This is a genomic window from Aquimarina sp. MMG015 (assembly GCF_018100855.1).
In the GTDB taxonomy this organism is placed as follows: Bacteria; Bacteroidota; Bacteroidia; order Flavobacteriales; family Flavobacteriaceae; genus Aquimarina; species Aquimarina latercula.
In genome coordinates, this window is sequence record NZ_JAGJEB010000003.1 from 46,638 (window position 1) to 66,378 (window position 19,741).

Below are 19,741 nucleotides of genomic sequence, written 5' to 3' on the forward strand. Positions count from 1 at the left end.
AAATAATACTCTCATTATCTTTTTAGTGTAAAGTGTCTTCTGAAGGTCGCTGATCCATCTCTAAATTCTGCGACAAACCAATAATCCGAGGCAGGAAGAGGTTTGCCCCCATAGGTTCCATCCCATTGATTATCTCTATTTAATTGTTGAAGCAGTTTTCCGTATCTATCAAAAATAAAGATGTCCATTTCTGGCGTGTCTGCATTTCCAATGACACCCCATTGATCATTAATCCCATCATTATTAGGAGTAAAAAAGTTTGGAAAACCAACTACGAATATAGATGCTGTAATTGAACCACATCCATTGATATCTACTGCAGTTACCTCATGTAATCCAAGCGAAACATTTGTAAATATGTTACTTTCTTGCAGAATTCCATCATCTAATACATACTCATAAGTACTATCCCCAACAACAGTTGCTATAATATCAGTGCTATCCGAAAACGCTCCTGCAGACAATTGAAGATCTAAACTCTCTGGATCACTAACACCTATAATTATTACTTCTGAACTTTCCGTACACATTGATATCACATCTGTATAGGTTACTGTATATGTTCCAGGCTGTGTAGCTTCATAAAAAGATTGATTCGCTCCTGGAATTACAGTTCCTTCAAAACTCCATTCAAAAGAAAAATCTATATCGCTTAATTCTGTATTAATTACAAAAGACGTTGTTGTAGAAGGCCCTACACATATAATCCCTGACTCTATTTCTAATTCTTCGACATTTATAATTTCTACAAAAAACTGAACTTCATTTTCGCAATTATTACCGTCAACTTCTCTTAAAAAAACCGTTTGGCTTTCTTGTATAACATCTCCAGCATTTAATTGCGTTCCACTTCCATTAGATCCTGTATAATAACTTTGACCACTTTGTAACGCAGGTAATGTATAACTTTCACAAAAACGATCTCCCGGATTTGTTGGAGCAACAGGATTAGGTAAAGGATTTATGGTAATATCAAGAACTTCTTCATCAGAGCAATTTGGTGTTGTTCCGGTTTCTGCATACACATAAATTACCTGGCTTGTGCTAATTATATCTCCAGCATTAAGCTGAGTACCTGCTCCGTTCATTTGCGTAAAATAATTTCCGACTGCTAACGATGGTAACTCATAAGATTCGCAAGCCATAATCGGATCTATAGGATCAATAACCGGAATATCTAAAATTTGATAGAAAACATCAATACGGTCACTAGCACAATTTTCTGTTGTATCAAAAGCTTCTACCCTATATATATAATCACCAGCTGCAGTATCCGTTGGAGTATAAGTGGTACTATTCATTAATAAAGAATTTCCGTCTTGATCATACCAGTTTGCCGTTTGACCCGGTAATACATCTACCGATAACACTGGCGCCGTAGAACCAATACAAATACTTTCATTACTCGGGTTTGTAGGTTCCACAATATCTGGACAACTACAATCCGGAGCAGTAACCATTAAAGTTGCTACACAATCAGTATTACTAGGATTTGTTGCTGTTATTATTACATCAACTCCATCTGTAATTCCAGTAATCATTGAATTAGTAACATCAATAGTACCTTCATTAACTGGGTCTATTGAAATATCCCAAGTACCATTGGTAGTAAATGACACATCATAAGTCGTTCGGTTAGTAGCACATGTTGTAGATCCAAACACTAGTGTAGGCACTGTACTGATAGTTACAGATATTACTGCAGTATCGGTACACCCATTACTCGTTACTGTATATGTATAATCACCTTCAATATTAGTATCCGCGGTAATTGTACCACCGGGAATTACCGTCATCATAGCATCAGTCCATACGCCTCCCGCATCTTCTCCAGTTAATTCATCGAATAGATTAACAACAGTAGTATCTCCTTCACACAAAGCAACTGGTATCGGAGGTGTATCATTTGGTTCTCCTGCTTCTGGTGGAGCTGTAACCGTAAATATAACATCTACCAAATCACTCGTACACATTTCAACAGGGTCATAGGCTTCTACTCTAAATATATTATCTCCTAATACTAATTCGCCAATTTCTGGTGTAAATGTATCTGTATTTTGGGCTCGAGCAATAGGAGTTACTCCATCCGCAAGATACCAACGTCCTTCTAAACCTGGAGCAAGTGTAACTGTTACAGAAGGTAATGGTGTTGCATTTATACACGTTGTTATTGGTCCAGCTGGTACAATAGGTTCATCTATATCTGGACATTGACAAACATCATCAATTGTAACATCTATTAAGTATCTAATTGGTGGACAACCAGCAGATAATACAGGTAGCGTATATATATATACTCCATCTAAAATACCGGTAACAGTAGGATCTAATGTTCCTAAATGTCCTCCTGTAAGCGCTGTACCCATTGCAGGAACACTCCAAGTTCCTGTGGTTAACGTACCTACTGGTAACTCATCAAATAAGTTTACGGGATCACATATAGTGATAGTAAGAGGATCGACATTAACATCTCCTATTTCCTCTCTCCAATCTCTTTCTTCTGTTAAGGGATTATGATTATTAGGGAAATCAGTAGGAACGGTACCTCCATTACTAGCATTTGTTTCCACAGTTAACCTATCTAACACCACAGTATCAAAGGCATTATCCAAACCATCTCCATCTATGTCAGAACCATCCGCTATCGTGTTAGGGATTCCATCCTGATCTATATCATAAGCTTCTATAGTATCCTCTAAACAATCTCCTGATATAGGATCCGAGTTTACATCAATATAATCAGGAAGTGCATTGGTATTAGAATTTACTGGAGAAATTGCAGTTCCATTGGTATCATAACTATCATCCACTCCATTAAAATCGCCATCCACTCCACTTGGAGCAATATAACCAGCTGTTGACTGTCCTTCTATATTATCAATAATCCCATCTCCATCAGAATCGATATCTAAAAAGTCTTGATTAGAATCGGTATCAGAATTAATAACATTATGAACTACAGTAGTAGATGTACCATCTGTATTAATTGCGCCATCAAAGCGCCCATCTCCATTGGCATCTGCTGCTGCATTTCCGGACTCGACTATATCATAAATCCCATCATTATCTGCATCCAAATCCTGGGAATTTGGGATTCCATCACGATCAAAATCACAAGCATTCGTGGATAAGAAAATATTGTCTATACCAATATCGTTACCATTCCCATCAGTTCCTTGTCTATTAATCACTCGTATCGTAACAATATTAACTCCAGCGGGAGCAATGAAGGTATCTTCTACTAAGATCCAAGCATCGGAACCATTCGCTATTTCACCAGAATCCTCACTAAAAAGAGGTGTACCTGCAACCTGATCTAAAACCTCAATGGTTAAGTTTGCAGGTAACTCTCCTGCATTATTATTTAAACTAGCAATAGACATGCTAAAATTATATTCAAGTCCAGGAGTAACTGGTAAATTTTCGGCCACAAAAACAGGCAAGTCTGCGAATGCGCTCGATTTCATATTTATAGCCAAATACCTACCATCCGTATTTCCATCGGCATCAACATCTCCTACAAGATCTGTAGCAAGAAATGTAGCATCAAATCCTACATTGGTACGATAGTGAGTAGAAGTAGCAACGTTATATTCTCCGTCGTTTCCATTAATATCCTGTGGCAACACAGGATTGTAAGTCAAACCTAATCCTTCTGCATATCTGCTTCGTGTTGGACCCCCGAAACCAAAATCTTCTTCTAATACAAAAATTGGTGTCGTCGTAGTTGCAGTACAAAAACCATCTTCTATAGTATCCGGAATACCATCGTTATCATCATCATTATCTGTTGTATCGGGAACTCCATCATTATCAGAGTCATTATTTCCGCACGGTTTTACAGTTATGACAGCACTAACAGGAGGGCAAGCTGCTCCATTATCAATAGTATATGTAAAAGCTCCTCCATTAGGATCTGCGGTATCATATGTTCCTGTTCCATTACTCCAAACACCTCCAGATTCTGGCCCTCCATCTAATTCATCAAATAAATTAATAATACCTGTTCTACCACATAGAAACATCGTTGTATTTAAACCTGGATTTGGCACCTCTTCTACTGTAACCGTTACAGTACTTCTCACTGAACCCGAAGAACCTCCATTAACAGTAACCGTATACGTTGTTGTTTCTAATGGTGTTTCTCGATAAAACGAACAAGAACCGTCACCACTAGGAAATGGACAGTTTCTTATAAATGTTGGATTAACTGTTTTTTCCCATTGAACATTATAAGTGCTCGTTCCTCCAGAAGGTCTGGGGGGATCTATATCTAAATTTAGTTGGATTTCAGTCCCTTTACATACCGTTTTTGCGGTTAAGCCATCATCAGTCTGAAAAGTAACAGTCTGACCATAACTAAAAGTAAATAAAAGTAGGGCTAGGCAACTAGAAAATAGTGTCCGTGTCATAATTGTTGGCATTTATTGAGTTGGTTTTTATAAAAGTACCATCAACATATAAATACTGTAATCCACAACAAATTATCGAACTAAAGAAGTCCATAGGTATATTTAAAGAGATTTGGGTATTGGGTATGTTTTCACGTTTTATCCTATGTACTTTCCGAATAATCTTCGGATGCAATTGTTTTTTACACCATAAATGGGAAAAAAATAAATGCGGTACCCATAAGGATATATTTGTGTTCACGATGGTTAAGTTTAGTGTATAGTAATAGCATCGTAGTTTACTTCAACATAGGGTGGGCGGATTATTGAAACAGACTACCAAAAAAAGAATAACGCATGATTGTATACAATATTTCTACACTTCTAAAGTATTCGACATCCTGCTATCAAAAATCGTTATGAGTACAATTTTTCGATATTTATTATTTTTATTGGCAAAAAATCCTACATATTAACTAGGATATTTTAACGCAATAATCCTTTATCAAAAACCTATCAAAATACACACTGTCAAAGCAGTGATTACGGTTTATCAGTAATTTAATTTTTGGGTAAAACAATAATCAACTATATTTGAACACATTAAAACCACAACTCATGCCTTATATCAGTGATGATGAACTACTAGATTTTCAAGTTCAAATCGACAATGCTAAAGAAGAAAAGAGAGCTACTAACTATACTCATACCAAAGCTCTTAGAGAAGAACAAGAAAATAGTAGAAAATTTAAAATTGCTACAATAATTTTAGGAATTATTGCTCTTTTAGGAGTTGCAGGAACCATCTATTTCATGAAATTCAATACTCCTGACAACCTAATTGCTAAAAGTGAATCTAAAGCGAAATCCGACATACTTAAAAATAAGATTGCCGAACTCGAAGAAACTATTAAGAATTTATCCATGGATCAAGAGATCAATGCAGCAAATAGTAATACTGGTGAACAGCAGGAAAAAGCATCTTTACAAGGAGAGCTTGTTTATGCAGTTCAGATCGGGGCTTTTGAAGAAAAAGATTTATCATTATACTCGGATAAGTTTGTGAACTTTAAACAAATCAAAGCAGGAAGTTTTAATAAATATGCGCTGGGTAATTTTGCTTCTTTAGCTGAAGCTAAAAAATTCCGCAGAGAATTAGTTGGCCTAGGTTTTAGAGGTGCGTTTATTGCTTCTTACCAAAACGGAAAGCGTATAAAGATTGAAGAAGCTTGGTAATAAAAAACCTTGAGATTTTTTATTAAACCTCAAGGAATTTTCTTAACTAAACTAACCAACTCAATCTAAAACTTATTACACATTTACTACTACAAAAGTTCTTCCCGATTTTTTGTAGAATACTCCTTTATGCTTATAGTACCGCACACCTCTTACCTTAACAATTCTATATCCAGTAGGCAAAGTACTTACACGCACACCAACTGGAGCTGTAACTTTCACATATCTTCTATTCTTTTTTACATACCAGACACCATTATTTCTATAATACCTTACATTTTTATGTACTACAACTCTAGGCTTATGAACCTTAGTCACCACTACATTATTCGCTGGACTAACTTTTACCGTAGTTGCACAAGAGGCAGTTAATGTAAATAACATAATGCCAATTACTAATGTTTTCAATAATGTCTTCATAATAATCTTCTTTTAATGTTTTTCATTAATATGACCCAGATTATGAAGAAAGGTTTAATCTAATTTCTATATTTTATTTTTCTACATATTCTTTTATAGGTATATCATCTATCAAAACATCTTTAAGAACCACATGATCATCTTTGATATACACTAAAGCATATATATTATTAGATAAGCTATCTCTATTTGCCTCTACATAGGCCACCTCCGCATCATATGCTTTTGTTTCTTCCATATAATAAGTATTGAATGGAAGTTGAAAATTCACTTGACCATTATAATAATATGTTACTCTAGCGGTCACATAATCTTTTTCAGTTTCTACAGGTACTTTACTTATCTCCGAGGCCTCAGCAAATCCTTCATTATCATTCTTAAGATACACGTAGATCTCTTCTCCTACTACATAGGTAGTATCTTTTGTGTCAAAGTGATTCATCTCATATTGCAATGTGATATACTTTCCTCTAAAAGGATCTGTAGGATCAACAGGTCTTGTTTTAAATTTATACTCTGTTCCTGAAATTAATACATCCTCATTATTTACAATCATATGAATTGGAACAAAAATCTGCGCCAATGCAATCACAATAAATAGGATAAATAAATAAATGATTTTCATAGGTTTAATTTTTATAAATTAGAATTTTTCTGTTGTTTTTTTAGCATCATATAATTGGTAAGGAAAAAACCTGCCCCTACAATCACAAATAGTAAACCTTTTATAATAAAACTCATATCTGTATCAAAAAACCTACAAATAATAAGTATGGAAACAATCAATAGTCCATAGTTAAGGATTCCGAAATTAAACTTATCCGTTCCAATCTTAATTGCTGTAATCCCTAAAGCAAAAACCAATATATTAGTTAAAATCATAGGAATTACTTCTGCACCAGAAAGCAAGAAGAATAATCCCCAGAATATTAGAAATGAAATTTGAAATAGGTTTATAGATCTAACACCTTTTTTGACGACAATATATCCCAAGGTGGAAATTGCTATACCTACTAAAAATAATGAAACATAGAATTCTTGTGCTTGATACATAGTTGTATCATACATCTCTTTCCAGGTCCATTTAAATGTAAATATCATTAGTAAAATGATAGTCCCCAAAGAACCTATTATTAAGAATCCATTTCTAAGTGTCCTTAATTCTTTGAATATTGATAATCTACCAATATTATAGAAAACCCCAAAAAGAGTCACATACATCACAAAACCCAACTCCTCATTACCTCTAATAAAAGCCCCTAAACCTATAGTAACACTTAAAGGAATAATCCAATTAAAAATTGTCGTTGTATTACTTGATATATTATTCTTGATCTGTAGCCAATAGTGTGGTATGATTCCCAACATAAAAATAAAATACCACCAAGGAACACTGTAGTTTCTATAATTCCATATACCAACCTCAGCTACATAATATGTGCCTGACAAGATTACTAGAAGTGTTACCGCATGGGATCTAAGCAAGTAAATTAATGGAAGACATAGTATAGTCCAAGTCTTTAGAAACGAACCTAGATCACCTGATATATTATAAATCTGGCTTACTAAAGAAATACTAGCTCCTACTGCAAAAAACAGGAAAGTTCCTGAAGCCTCTTTCCAAGTGCGACTTTTATTTTTTAAAATAGAAAAACCAACAATAGACTGACCAATAACTAAAGGAACAAATGCCAGTATAGTTTTTGTTAGCCTAGAAAAATCATCCCAATTATGAGCTAACATTAAAATAATACCCGCCCCAATTAGTAATGCACCAAAAATCCCAAATATGGTAAACAGTTTGTTAGGTTTAGTTCCTTCTTTCTGACCATAATATTGAGATATCTTATCTGCAATTTCTGACGAAATCACTTGATCACTGACCAATTCTTTTAATTCTTTATTAAATTTTGAACTCATATTTTGATGATTAAAAAGTTGTAATTATTTAAAAGGAATAATTAATTTTATAAAAAAATTACCTCCCTCAAAATGACCTTATTACTTAGATACTAATCTGTTGAATATTATAACAGAGTAGAATAATTAAACTAAAGATTAATTCTAAAATTGAAAGCTTGAGAGGCTTTATCCGCTTTACCAAAATTCGATCGATTATAAAAAAAGGAATAAAAAGAATAACTCCACTTAAAATTAATACTCCTCCTAAACTAGCACCGCCATTAAGAGTTAGTCCATAAATTCCAGAAGGTATTCCTAGGGCAAAAACAATAATCCCTATCATAAAAAACAAAGTTGGTTTATTCTTTAAATTCTGTTTGGAGTTCTGCATTATGAATCGATGAAAATAACTTATTCTTTACTCTATTTCTTTTTACAATAAATATAAATCAGGTCTTCAATAGAAGTATCACCTAAGTCTCTGGCTTTCTTTAAATCCTCACAAGCACTTTTTGTTTCTTCTTTTGAAGGCTGAATATTACCGTTCCCGGTTAACAAATTAATCTTAGCAGTACCCCTATTCGCATATGCCTGAAAATAATTTGGGTAAAATTCTATCGCGTTTGTATAATCTATAATTGATTGCTCAAAATTTCCAAGTATATCATTGGCAGTTCCTCTAATAAAATAAAGCTCAGGGTCCGTAGAATTAACTTTAAAGTATTCATCACAGTTCTTAATCACTTCTTGATATTTTCCCTGGGAATAGTTAATTCTCGCTGTCCAATAAATTGATGCTTCCATCATTTTACTATTACTATTTTTATCAATAACATACTTGTAATCTTCTTTGGCTTGATCTAGATATCCTGCATGCATTTTAGACAACCCTCTATCAACAAAAGAAGCCATATCGATACTATCAAGTTTTATAGCCTCTGTAAAATCGAGAATAGCAAGATCATATTCCTTTAACTTATCTCTTGATAATCCCCTATTAATATATCCCGTTTTCTTAACAAGATCTACATCAATTTTTTCAATTAACTGAGTATAATTTTTTATCGCTTTCTTATACTTCCCCTTTTTAAAATTTTCATTCCCTTTTAAGTATATAGCGGTCCCTTTATCCTGTGAAAAAACTGCTATTGACATTAAACACACAATTCCTTTTACTATATTTTTATACATTTCTAACTTATTAATTCATTATCGAACTATACTAAAAAAAGGCAGCTACAGCCGTAGCTGCCTTTTCTAATCATCAAAACAAGGAACTACAATATTGTAGTCCCTCCTTTTGATTTACTCTCCAATTACACTTCTTTTGCCTCAATGAATTTTTTATCTCTTGTATTTTTCTGTACCGCAATCGCTGCAAATAAACTTAGCGTAAATGACATTCCGTAGAAGCCCTTTTCACTCAGATCTAGATCTGCATTCCACAATCCTATAATTAATAAAACAATAGATGCTAACGCTGCAAACCAACTAATTCCATAATAGATCTCTGTTACCTGTAACCCCTCTAATTTATCACGCACATTTTTCTGAACGGATACAGCAGAAAATAATCCGAATAGTAAAATAGTAAAGTAATATCCTTTCTCATTTAATAACATATCAGCATTCCATAAACCAGTACAGAATGATACCATACCCGCAAACAATGCTACCCAAGATGCTCCTATAAAAGCTGATGTCGGTTTTTGATCATACGTTTTGACTTCATTTTTATCAACATGATCATTTACAATTTCTTCTGTTACTTCGTTGCTAAACTTGTAATCCATAATAATTAATTTTGATGATTAAATTTTATTTCAATTATTTGTTTTGAACAGGACAAATTTGCGATGACTTGATGAGTTTAAAAACTCAATTTTTACAAAAAACTTACGATATAATTGTAATTTTTATTTAAATTAGATCTATAAAAAAGAGTTTTATCTTTAAAATACTTACGATATAATGAATCCACTTTCTTCCATAATAGCTACTTTATCTACTGAAGAAAAAAAGAGTTTCATTAATTATCTAAAACATAAAAACAAAAGAAATGACACCAAAAACATCCAGTTATTTAAAATTCTAGACACATCATATAACCATAAAGATCTAGATATAAAAATATATGGAAAGAGTGCTAAAGGTGCTTATCACGCGCTTTGCAAAAGATTACATGATAGCCTTATTGATTTTATTGCTACCAAAAGTTTTGAAACCGAAACTTCTGAAGAAATGGAGATTTTTAAGCTACTTCTGGCAAGTAGAATTTTCTTTGAACAAAAACAATATAAAATAGCTCTAAAAACAATAAAAAAGGCAGAGCTAAAAGCCAAAACATTTGATCTTTTTAGTGTATTACACGAGATACATTATACAAAAATCCAATATGCACATGTAGATCCAAATACAACTTTAGGATCCTTAATACAAGATTTTAAAAGAAATCAAACTTTATTGCAACAAGAGGAGAATCTAAATCTTTTTTATGCTAACATTCAAAATGAGCTTTCACAAAACAGTAATAATATATCGTTGATTATTAAAAACTCTTTAAATCAATTCGATATATCAGTTACTAATGATTTAACTTTTAGATCATTATTTAAGATTCTTGATATTACCAATCGAGCGGCAAATGTTACTCGAAATTTCTATTCGCTTCTTTCTTTTGTAGAAAAAACATATCAACAAATTGAATCAAAAGAACAACTTACAGATAAGCATCTATTCTACCACATTCAGATTCTCTATTATGTTGCTAATTCTTATTTCAGAAATAAAAATTTTACCACTTCCTATAAATACCTAAAGCAAATGGAGGTACAGATGCTTAAACAGAAGAAAAAATATTACAAAAGATTTCTTCCTCAACTTACACTATTACAGGTACTAAATGATAATTATACTGGAAAAGCCACGGAAGCCATAGTACCCTTAGAAAATTTTAACTATAAGCTTTTTAAAGATCAAACCACTTATATCTTAGATTTAAAATTAACGCTAATTGTTTTTTATTTTCAACAATCACGTTCCAAAGAAGCACTAAGGCTTCTAAATGAATTGCATCATAGCGATGTTTGGTACACAGAAAAAGCAGGGATTATCTGGGTTATAAAGAAAAATCTAACGGAAATACTATTACACATAGAGTTAGATCATTTGGATTTAGTGACTTCTAGAATAAAAAGTTTTAGAAAAAAGCACCGTTCTTATTTAATTAATAATAATGAACACAGAGTTTTAGAATTTTTATCCTTAGCTACCAGCTTCTATTTTAATAGCCATACCATAAAAACCGACGAATTTATATTAAAAATAGAACATTCTTTAATTCAGAACAGTCCGGATCGAGAGGATATTTTTGCGATGAGTTTTTATGCTTGGTTAAAGGCAAAAGTATTACAATTAGATTTGTATGATACTACGCTGCAAGTTGTACATCAATCTCAAAAAGACTCATCTTCGATTTGAATATGCTTTTTTGGTTTGATAATCAAATCTAATAACAACACAAACAATACTGGTAACATCCATTGGTGATATATTAAATATCGACCAATACTATGCTGCACAATACAAATTAACAACACATTACTAAATGTCAGTAACAAGAATACAAAAGCCAGTAAAGCAATTTTTTCTTTTCGTTTTATCCAAATATAAAGTGAGCTTATCAATAATAAAAGTGATAACCATATCATGTAAAATCCTCCAAAAGCATTCACTACATTTTTATAAAAGAGATCAACACATTTCCAAAAATTATCAAACAACAACGGTAGCCACATACTCATTAACATCTTGTCATTTTCGATCAAAGCTTCATGAGAATTTGGATTAGATGGCATTAAAAACTTTCTACCTTCAATTGAAAATATGCCATAAGATATATTCACAAAATTATAATCAAAATGATGAAATACATTATCATTTACGGGCTTATAAAAATCATCCAAAAGTTTACGCTCAAAAGCTAAGGAATACATATGCTTGTAATACTCCTGAACTTTAAGATTTTCATAAATTTTATAATCACTTTGATCAGCTACAAAAAATGGCATAATCATTACCTGAAGTCCTGTACTAGAAATATTTATATATTTATCATGAACTATATAATTAAAGGTTTTCTGTGTCACAGAAACCAGTAGCGGCATCAGCAACACAAATACTATTGGAATCAAATATTGTTTAATTTTTTTACTCACATACCCTCTATATACCAATATTAAAAATAGTACTGGAAGTATAAAGAAAAACTGAGTTCGTATTAACAATCCAACAAAAATACTTAGCAATAACATCATTATTACTCTTTTACTTTTCAAGAAAAGATATTGTATCAAAAATGAAGAAATCATCAAAAAACAAGGAAAAGCTAATCCTTGCGTAACAATACGATTTACGGTCAAATATTCCGGAATAACCACGGGAGCCAATAACATCACTTCGATCAACAATATCAATCGATAATCTAAATCAAAAACCTTTTTAATCGTTTTAACCAGATACAAACAAGAAACAAAACTTAAAATTAATTGAATAAATACTATAACATAGTAATAATGAGCTTCTCCAAACAATTTTCTAAAAACAAATAAGAAAGTTCCATATCCTGGCGGTGTTATTAAAGAAAGACCAACGTAACTCATCGTATCTGGTTCTACAACTACTCCGACCCAAACAACATAGATGCAAACAAATAGATACAAAAACATTCTTAGTAAGCGATGAATCAAAGTGTACTGCATAAACAACTTTATAATTGAGGATTAAATGTAGTGCAATTATTCTAATTATAAGAAATAGAAATTGGCAATCTACAGAACACTAATTGCCTTGATTTTAGGCTTTAACTTTCCTTTCACTACTACGCCATAGTTATTTCTTTATCTTCGGCCGATAAAAATTAACTCATGCTCAAAAATACACTATACCTCTTATTGGTATTTACAGTAACGTTTTCCAGTTGCTCTTCATTACAAAACAAAAAAAATAAAAAGCCTGCTACCACAGCCGCTAAAAAACCTAGCAAAGACAAAAATGCTATTAAACCTTATAAAGAGGTTATTACAAAAAAGGCTAAAAGTGACCCAGGACTTTTCACTGTTCATAACATAGAGGACAAATACTTTTATGAAATCCCGGACTCACTATTTAACAGAGAGATGTTGATGGTAACCAGAATTGCCAAAACCGCTACAGGTATTGGTTTTGGTGGTGGAAAACAAAACACACAGGTACTTAGATGGCAAAGAAAGAATAAAAAAGTATTACTAAGAGTAGTATCACATCAGATTTATGCCGCAGATTCTTTACCAATTCATGAAGCAGTAGAAAATTCTAACTTTGAACCTGTTCTATTTTCATTTCCAATAAAAGCTTTTCATAAAGATTCTGTAAATAATGCCACAGTAATTGATGTTACAGACTTATTTAAAAAAGATGTGAAAGCCATTGGTTTTCCAGCTTCAAGAAGAAAGCGATTTAAGATCACTCGATTAGATGCTAGCCTTTCCTATATCGACTCGATAAGAAGTTATCCTCTTAATATAGAAACGCGACACGTAAAAACATACAACGCCGGAGCACCACCTTCTAATGCAAGTACTGGAACTATTTCTTTAGAAATGAGTAATTCTATGATTTTACTTCCAGAAACACCTATGAAACGTAGAATATTTGACCAACGAGTTGGCTGGTTTGCACGAGGACAAACGGATTATGGACTTGAAGCGCAAGAAAGTAAAACGATACGCTATTTAGATCGATGGAGATTAGAAGTTCGGGATGAAGATATTGAAAAATTCAAAAAAGGTGAATTGGTTGTTCCTAAAAAACAAATTGTCTATTATATAGATCGTGCTACTCCTAAAAAATGGGTGAAATATATTAAACAAGGTATTGAAGATTGGCAAGTAGCCTTTGAAGAAGCTGGTTTTAAAGAAGCCATTATTGCTAAAGATCCTCCAACAAAAGAAGAAGATCCAGATTGGAGTCCAGAAGATGCGCGTTACTCTGTAGTACGTTATTTAGCATCTCCTATACCTAATGCAAATGGACCACATGTAAGTGATCCAAGATCTGGAGAAATTTTAGAAAGTGACATCAACTGGTATCATAACGTAATGACTCTATTACGTAACTGGTTTTTTGTACAGACTGCAGCGATCAATCCAGACGCACAAGGCGTAGCTTTTAAAGATGAAGTTATGGGTAGGTTAATACGATTCGTATCTTCTCATGAGGTAGGTCATACATTAGGATTGCCTCATAATATGGGAAGTAGTGTTGCATATCCAGTAGAATCATTACGTGATCCTGCTTTTACTAAAAAATACGGAACTGCACCATCTATAATGGATTATGCTCGTTTTAATTACATTGCGCAACCAGGTGATGGAGATGTCGCGCTAATGCCAGAAATTGGAATCTATGACAAATATTCTATAAAATGGGGATACCGACCAATTCTTAATACAACTCCTGAAGAAGAGAAAAAAACTTTGGATAGCTGGATATTAAAACACGCAGATGACCCTAAATATCGTTTTGGGAGACAACAATTTGGTGTAATTGACCCTAGCTCACAAACAGAAGATCTTGGTGATGATGCGGTAAAAGCTAGTACTTATGGTATTGCCAACTTAAAAAGAATTATTCCTAATTTAATCAAATGGACTGCAGAAGACGGTAAAAATTATAGCGACTTACAGACTATGTATGGACAAGTATTAAGTCAATATAATAGATATATGGGACATGTTTCTTCTAATATTGGTGGTGTATACGAATACTACAAGACCTATGATCAAGAAGGAGCTGTTTATACACATGTAACTAAAGAAAATCAAAAACGTGCCATGAAGTTCTTACAAGAGCAGTTATTTATTACTCCAGACTGGTTATTAGATGCTACCATTTTTAATAAAATAGAATCTGCAGGTAGCGTAGAGCGCGTTCGTGGATTTCAAACTAGAACATTAAACAATTTACTAGATCAAGGCAGAATGGCGCGGTTAATTGAAAATGAAGCTCTAAACGCAAGAAATGCATATTCGTTAATAGATATGATGACAGAATTGAGATCTGGTATTTGGAAAGAATTAAGAACGGGAGCATCAATTGATGTATATCGTCGTAATTTACAACGTGCATACTTAGAAAGATTGGAGTTTTTGATGACAAAAGAGCAAACTCCAATTCCTGCTAACTTTAGACGTTTTGTACGACGTACTAATGTAGATGTTTCACAAAGTGACATCAGACCTATTGTTAGAGCAGAATTAAAAAACTTACAAAGAAATATTAATAGTGCAATAGGTAGGACATCTGATAGAATGACACGTTATCATTTACAGGATGCAACAGAAAGAATCTCACTAATACTGGAACCTAAAAAATAAATGATTAATCCATCGTTTATAAAAACAAAAAGCCGATCTAGATTAGATTGGCTTTTTGTTTTTATAAACTACCTGCTGTAACGGAGACTGCTTTTATAGTAGTATCTAAATCTTCATAAGTTAATGCCTCTGTGATAAACCAAGTTTCGAAAGCACTTGGTGCGATATATACACCTTGGCTTAGCATTCCATGAAAGAATTTCTTGAAAGCATCATTATTACCTTCTGCAGCACTTTCAAAATCTACTACAGGATTCTCAGAAAAATGAACAGAAATCATCGAGCCTACTCTGTTAATCGTATGTACTATATTTTTCTCTATTAATACCTTAGCAATACCTTCATGTAAATACTCAGTCTTTTTTGCGATACTATCAAAAATATTTGGATTTTCATGCAACTCAGTTAGCATTGCCAATCCAGCAGCCATTGCCAATGGATTACCACTTAAAGTTCCTGCTTGATATACTGGTCCCAAAGGTGCTAGGTGATTCATTATTTCTTCTCTAGCAGCAAAAGCACCTACCGGAAGACCTCCTCCAATTACCTTACCAAAAGTTACAATATCAGCTTTGATTCCATACAATTCTTGTACTCCTCCTTTTGCTAATCTAAACCCAGTCATCACCTCATCAAAAATCAACAAAATATTATGAGCATCACAAAGGGATCTTAACCCCTCTAAAAAACCTTTGACTGGAGGAATACATCCCATATTACCAGCTACCGGTTCTATAATGATGCACGCTATTTCATTCTTATTAGAATTAATAATTTCTTCAACATTACCTAGATCATTATATCTAGCAAGCAATGTATCTTTTGCTGTACCTTCAGTAACTCCAGGACTGTTTGGACTTCCAAAAGTAACTGCACCGCTACCTGCCTGAATCAAAAAAGAATCACTATGGCCATGATAGCAACCTGCAAATTTGATTATTTTATCTTTTTTGGTAAATCCTCTTGCTAATCGAACAGCACTCATACAAGCTTCTGTTCCTGAATTCACAAAACGTATTTTATCTATATTAGGAACCATCGATACTGCCAACTCAGCAATCTTAGTTTCAATTTCTGTTGGCATTCCAAAACTGGTTCCTTTCTTAGCTTTTTCGACTACAGCATCTACAACTGGCGGATGCGCGTGACCAAGAATCATTGGCCCCCAAGAATTGATATAATCTATTAATCGATTACCATCTTCATCATACAAATAAGCTCCTTTTGCTTCTTTTACAAAAATTGGATCTCCCCCAACTGCTTTAAATGCGCGAACAGGAGAGTTAACTCCACCCGGAATTACTTTTTGAGCCTCTCTAAATAGAGCGCTACTTCTTTTATAAATCATATTGAATTAAAATTCTTCAGAATCATCATCAGGTTCTTGTACTTTAAGCACTTGCCCTATGGCGATTGCATTATCTTTTAAATTATTATATGCTTTTAACTCTGTAACTTTTAAATTGTACCTTCTCGATATGGAATATAATGTATCTCCTTTTTGCACGACATATTCTCCATTTTTCGATTTAGTAGTTGTTCTAACATTAGGTTTCTTCTTCTCTGTTACAGTATACAATTTTCCTAAAACCTCTGCATCGTATTTATCCAATTCATACCGCTCTATAATACTTATAAGTTTAACCGGATATTTCTTATCTGTTGCATAACCAGCAGCACGTAATCCATATGCCCAAGATTTATAATCATCTTGCTTGTAGGTGAAGAGTTTTGCATAGCGTTTTCTATTCTTTAAAAACAAAGAATGATCTCTGAAAGAGTGACTTGCTTCATCATATTTTCTAAAGCACTCTTGGGATCGATCATCATCGTGATACACTCTATCACCTGTCCAATCATGGCATTTAATCCCAAAATGGTTTTTTGCCTTACTGGTAAGATCTCCGTAACCAGCACCTGATTCTAAAATTCCCTGAGCTAATGTTATACTCGCAGGAATACCGTACTGAATCATCTCGTGCTTGGCAATACCTACATACTCAAATATATAATTCTGAACTTTTTCTTTGTAAGAAACTGTAGTAAGTGGTTTTTTCGGTTTAACTACCTCTTCTTTAACCTCTTTTACCTCTCTTTTTACTTCAGTTTTTCTAGAAGCAGTTTTGGTTCTTCTAGAAGTAGTTGCTTTTTTACTACCTCCACAAGAAACAATGAATGTAGCTATACAAAACAACGTTATAATTCTCCTCACGTTCATATCAAATTCTAATAAGCGGAAGCTTCTTTTTACCTAGCTTCTTATTCATACCCGAAATACCTTGCAACCCTCCAGTATGAATGGCTAAAATACGAGTATTTTTTGTAAAAAACCCTTTCTGTATTTTATCAAAAAGGCCATACATCATCTTTCCTGTATAGATTGGATCCAAAGCAATATTTTGTTCTTTGTAAAATCTATTAATAAACTCAATTAATGATAGATTTATTTTACCATATCCCCCAAAATGATACTCTTCTGTTAAACTCCAATTTGTTTTATGAGTGTATTTTTTAATTTCATCAGAAAGGAAATCTCCTTTTAACGCAGGAAATCCAATAATATTCTGATGCTCGAGGCTAGCATTGATAATCCCAGAGATAGTTCCTCCGGTTCCCACCGCACAACATACATAATCGAATATCTCATCCTTACCAGTTAAAATTTCTTTACACCCTTCTATTGCTAACTCATTTGTACCTCCTTCTGGAACAGAGTAAAAAGAGCCAAATTCTTTTTTCAACATTTCCAAAAATGGTTCTGATGTTTTTTCTTTGTAATCTTTTCTGCTAACAAACTTTAGTCGCATACCATTATGTGATGCTAAACGTAAGGTATCATTCTGCGATAGCGTATGTGATAAATTTTTTACTAATTCTTCTCCTCTAATAACCCCAACTGTATCTAACCCCACTAATTTACCTGCAGCTGCAGTAGCAGAAATATGGTTACTATAAGCTCCACCAAACGTAAGTATCCTATTAAAACCCTTTTTTTTAGCCTCTAAAAGATTGTATTTAAGTTTTCTGAATTTATTTCCCGAAATATGATCATGAATAAGATCTTCTCTTTTTATGTGAATAGACACTCCTGCTTGTTTTAAAATAGGATGCACTATTTCTTCATTTTTTGATTCTCTTACTACCGAAGAAAAAAAATTCATAGGGTATTATAAGTATTTAGTAAAACTCCAGAGTTTTCGGTTTTTTAGATAAGAAAGCTCAGCTTCCATTTCATACGCTTCTCTTTCAAAAGAAATATTACGGTAAGCTTCTCTAGAATTTTTATACTGAAGTAATCGGACAATATACTCTACTAGATACAAGAAGTAAAATGGTAATACCAACAACTCCAACTGCTGTTTTAGATGAATCTTCTCATGATTTATAAAAACTGCATCTTCCTTTAAATGGTGATTTTTAACCACAATAAAAGGCCAAAGTGCGATTCCCACAAAATGACGACCTATCAAATATTTGTTAACTACAATTGGCATCTTAGCGCAAGATAGTATTTTTGTATCGATGAGCAATCCAAAAAGAATACTAAAACCCGAAGAAGGAGACTATTATCTTACTCCAGAAGGGTACCGATGTTTTACGGAACAATACCATTTAAAAAGAGGTTATTGTTGCGAGAGCGGTTGTAGGCATTGTCCCTATGGCTATGACAAAAAAACAAATAAGTACACTAAAGAGTAACTCTATCTTACTCATGGTACGATTGTTGTGCATATTTTTAAAAAAATATTGTTGAACATTTAATACACAGGATTATGAAATTTTTCTCTCTTTTATCACTGATCCTTATCATTACACTTGGTTCTTGCTCTACTGTTAGAGTAGCATCTGATTATGATAAGCAAACTAATTTTAATGGTTACAAAAGCTATGCCTTTTTTAAACCAGGTATAGATAAAGCTGAAATCAGTGACCTAGACAAAAAACGCATTTTAAGAGCTATTGAATCCGATATGACCGCTAAAGGTTTTACAAAATCTGAAAACCCGGATGTATTGGTTAGCATCTTTACAAAAACAAAGGAAAACGTAAATATTTATCAAAATAATTTTGGATTTGGTTACGGCTGGGGCTGGAATCCTTGGTTTTGGAACAGCGGTTTTAATACTGTATCTAGAACGACAGAAGGAACATTATATATAGATCTTATTGATGCTTCAAAAAATGAATTAATTTGGCAAGGAATGGGAACAGCAGCCTTAACCGAAAAAGTAGACAAAAAACAGGAAAAAATGAATCAAATTGTATCTGCAATACTAGAGAAATACCCTCCAGAATTTAAATAATCATTTTATCCTTATTGATATCATAATAGCCTTTCTATCATGCAGAGGCTATTTTTTTATGTATTTTTATAAA

At 33.1% G+C, this 19,741-nt stretch carries 17 protein-coding genes; 5 read left to right on the forward strand and 12 right to left on the reverse strand.

Features of this window, described 5'->3' with window-relative positions; translation table 11 throughout:
- Positions 1 to 14 precede the first annotated feature (14 nt).
- Positions 15 to 4,412 carry a T9SS type B sorting domain-containing protein gene (locus J8L88_RS06925; RefSeq protein ID WP_211060350.1) on the reverse strand — a complete coding sequence of 1,466 codons (4,398 nt, stop codon included), beginning with the start codon at positions 4,410 to 4,412 and terminating at the stop codon, positions 15 to 17.
- Positions 4,413 to 5,009: 597 nt separating this feature from the next.
- On the opposite strand from J8L88_RS06925, the gene J8L88_RS06930 reads away from it, so the two are divergent.
- On the forward strand, positions 5,010 to 5,627 hold the full coding sequence (locus J8L88_RS06930) for an SPOR domain-containing protein (RefSeq protein WP_051336320.1): 618 nt from the start codon (positions 5,010 to 5,012) through the stop codon (positions 5,625 to 5,627).
- Positions 5,628 to 5,702: 75 nt separating this feature from the next.
- On the opposite strand, the gene J8L88_RS06935 is transcribed toward J8L88_RS06930, so the two are convergent.
- From J8L88_RS06935 to yiaA, 6 genes are all read right to left on the reverse strand, one after another.
- A complete protein-coding gene (locus tag J8L88_RS06935) occupies positions 5,703 to 6,047 on the reverse strand; it encodes a DUF6515 family protein (RefSeq protein ID WP_118387381.1) in 345 nt (114 codons plus the stop codon).
- Positions 6,048 to 6,120: 73 nt separating this feature from the next.
- Positions 6,121 to 6,672: a GDYXXLXY domain-containing protein gene (locus J8L88_RS06940; protein ID WP_118387383.1), complete on the reverse strand. Its 552-nt coding sequence runs from the start codon at positions 6,670 to 6,672 to the stop codon at positions 6,121 to 6,123.
- An 11-nt stretch (positions 6,673 to 6,683) separates the two neighbouring features.
- Positions 6,684 to 7,967: a DUF2157 domain-containing protein gene (locus tag J8L88_RS06945; RefSeq protein WP_211060351.1), complete on the reverse strand. Its 1,284-nt coding sequence runs from the start codon at positions 7,965 to 7,967 to the stop codon at positions 6,684 to 6,686.
- Positions 7,968 to 8,052: 85 nt separating this feature from the next.
- Entirely contained in the window at positions 8,053 to 8,292 is a 240-nt protein-coding gene (locus J8L88_RS06950; protein ID WP_147404057.1) for a hypothetical protein, read from the reverse strand.
- A gap of 80 nt (positions 8,293 to 8,372) precedes the next feature.
- A complete protein-coding gene (locus J8L88_RS06955) occupies positions 8,373 to 9,140 on the reverse strand; it encodes a tetratricopeptide repeat protein (protein WP_118387389.1) in 768 nt (255 codons plus the stop codon).
- A 125-nt stretch (positions 9,141 to 9,265) separates the two neighbouring features.
- Complete coding sequence (yiaA, locus tag J8L88_RS06960; protein ID WP_211060352.1) at positions 9,266 to 9,742, reverse strand: inner membrane protein YiaA; 477 nt, start codon at positions 9,740 to 9,742, stop codon at positions 9,266 to 9,268.
- Positions 9,743 to 9,920: 178 nt separating this feature from the next.
- On the opposite strand from yiaA, the gene J8L88_RS06965 reads away from it, so the two are divergent.
- On the forward strand, positions 9,921 to 11,429 hold the full coding sequence (locus J8L88_RS06965) for a hypothetical protein (RefSeq protein WP_211060353.1): 1,509 nt from the start codon (positions 9,921 to 9,923) through the stop codon (positions 11,427 to 11,429).
- Here J8L88_RS06965 and J8L88_RS06970 read toward each other — a convergent pair.
- Positions 11,405 to 12,709 (reverse strand): hypothetical protein, encoded by a 1,305-nt coding sequence (locus tag J8L88_RS06970; protein ID WP_211060354.1) that lies wholly within the window; start codon positions 12,707 to 12,709, stop codon positions 11,405 to 11,407. The two genes, J8L88_RS06965 and J8L88_RS06970, sit on opposite strands and share 25 nt — an antisense overlap.
- A gap of 165 nt (positions 12,710 to 12,874) precedes the next feature.
- Here J8L88_RS06970 and J8L88_RS06975 point away from each other — a divergent pair, with 165 nt between their 5' ends.
- On the forward strand, positions 12,875 to 15,364 hold the full coding sequence (locus tag J8L88_RS06975; protein WP_211060355.1) for a zinc-dependent metalloprotease: 2,490 nt from the start codon (positions 12,875 to 12,877) through the stop codon (positions 15,362 to 15,364).
- Between the two features lie 61 nt (positions 15,365 to 15,425).
- Here the strand turns inward: J8L88_RS06975 and hemL are convergent, their stop codons facing one another.
- Genes hemL through J8L88_RS06995 form a run of 4 tightly spaced genes read right to left on the reverse strand, consistent with a single transcriptional unit; the run spans position 15,426 to position 18,858 of the window.
- The gene (gene hemL, locus J8L88_RS06980; RefSeq protein ID WP_027395355.1) at positions 15,426 to 16,712 is read right to left on the reverse strand and encodes a glutamate-1-semialdehyde 2,1-aminomutase; all 1,287 of its coding nucleotides are present in this window, start codon (positions 16,710 to 16,712) and stop codon (positions 15,426 to 15,428) included.
- Positions 16,713 to 16,718: 6 nt separating this feature from the next.
- Positions 16,719 to 17,582 carry a glucosaminidase domain-containing protein gene (locus tag J8L88_RS06985; protein WP_027395354.1) on the reverse strand — a complete coding sequence of 288 codons (864 nt, stop codon included), beginning with the start codon at positions 17,580 to 17,582 and terminating at the stop codon, positions 16,719 to 16,721.
- A 1-nt stretch (position 17,583) separates the two neighbouring features.
- A complete protein-coding gene (locus J8L88_RS06990) occupies positions 17,584 to 18,525 on the reverse strand; it encodes a 1-aminocyclopropane-1-carboxylate deaminase/D-cysteine desulfhydrase (protein ID WP_211060356.1) in 942 nt (313 codons plus the stop codon).
- A gap of 6 nt (positions 18,526 to 18,531) precedes the next feature.
- Positions 18,532 to 18,858 (reverse strand): hypothetical protein, encoded by a 327-nt coding sequence (locus J8L88_RS06995; RefSeq protein ID WP_108805241.1) that lies wholly within the window; start codon positions 18,856 to 18,858, stop codon positions 18,532 to 18,534.
- A 28-nt stretch (positions 18,859 to 18,886) separates the two neighbouring features.
- Here J8L88_RS06995 and J8L88_RS07000 point away from each other — a divergent pair, with 28 nt between their 5' ends.
- Positions 18,887 to 19,063 (forward strand): DUF5522 domain-containing protein, encoded by a 177-nt coding sequence (locus tag J8L88_RS07000; protein ID WP_158594409.1) that lies wholly within the window; start codon positions 18,887 to 18,889, stop codon positions 19,061 to 19,063.
- A 74-nt stretch (positions 19,064 to 19,137) separates the two neighbouring features.
- Entirely contained in the window at positions 19,138 to 19,668 is a 531-nt protein-coding gene (locus tag J8L88_RS07005; protein WP_027395351.1) for a DUF4136 domain-containing protein, read from the forward strand.
- Positions 19,669 to 19,741: the final 73 nt, after the last annotated feature.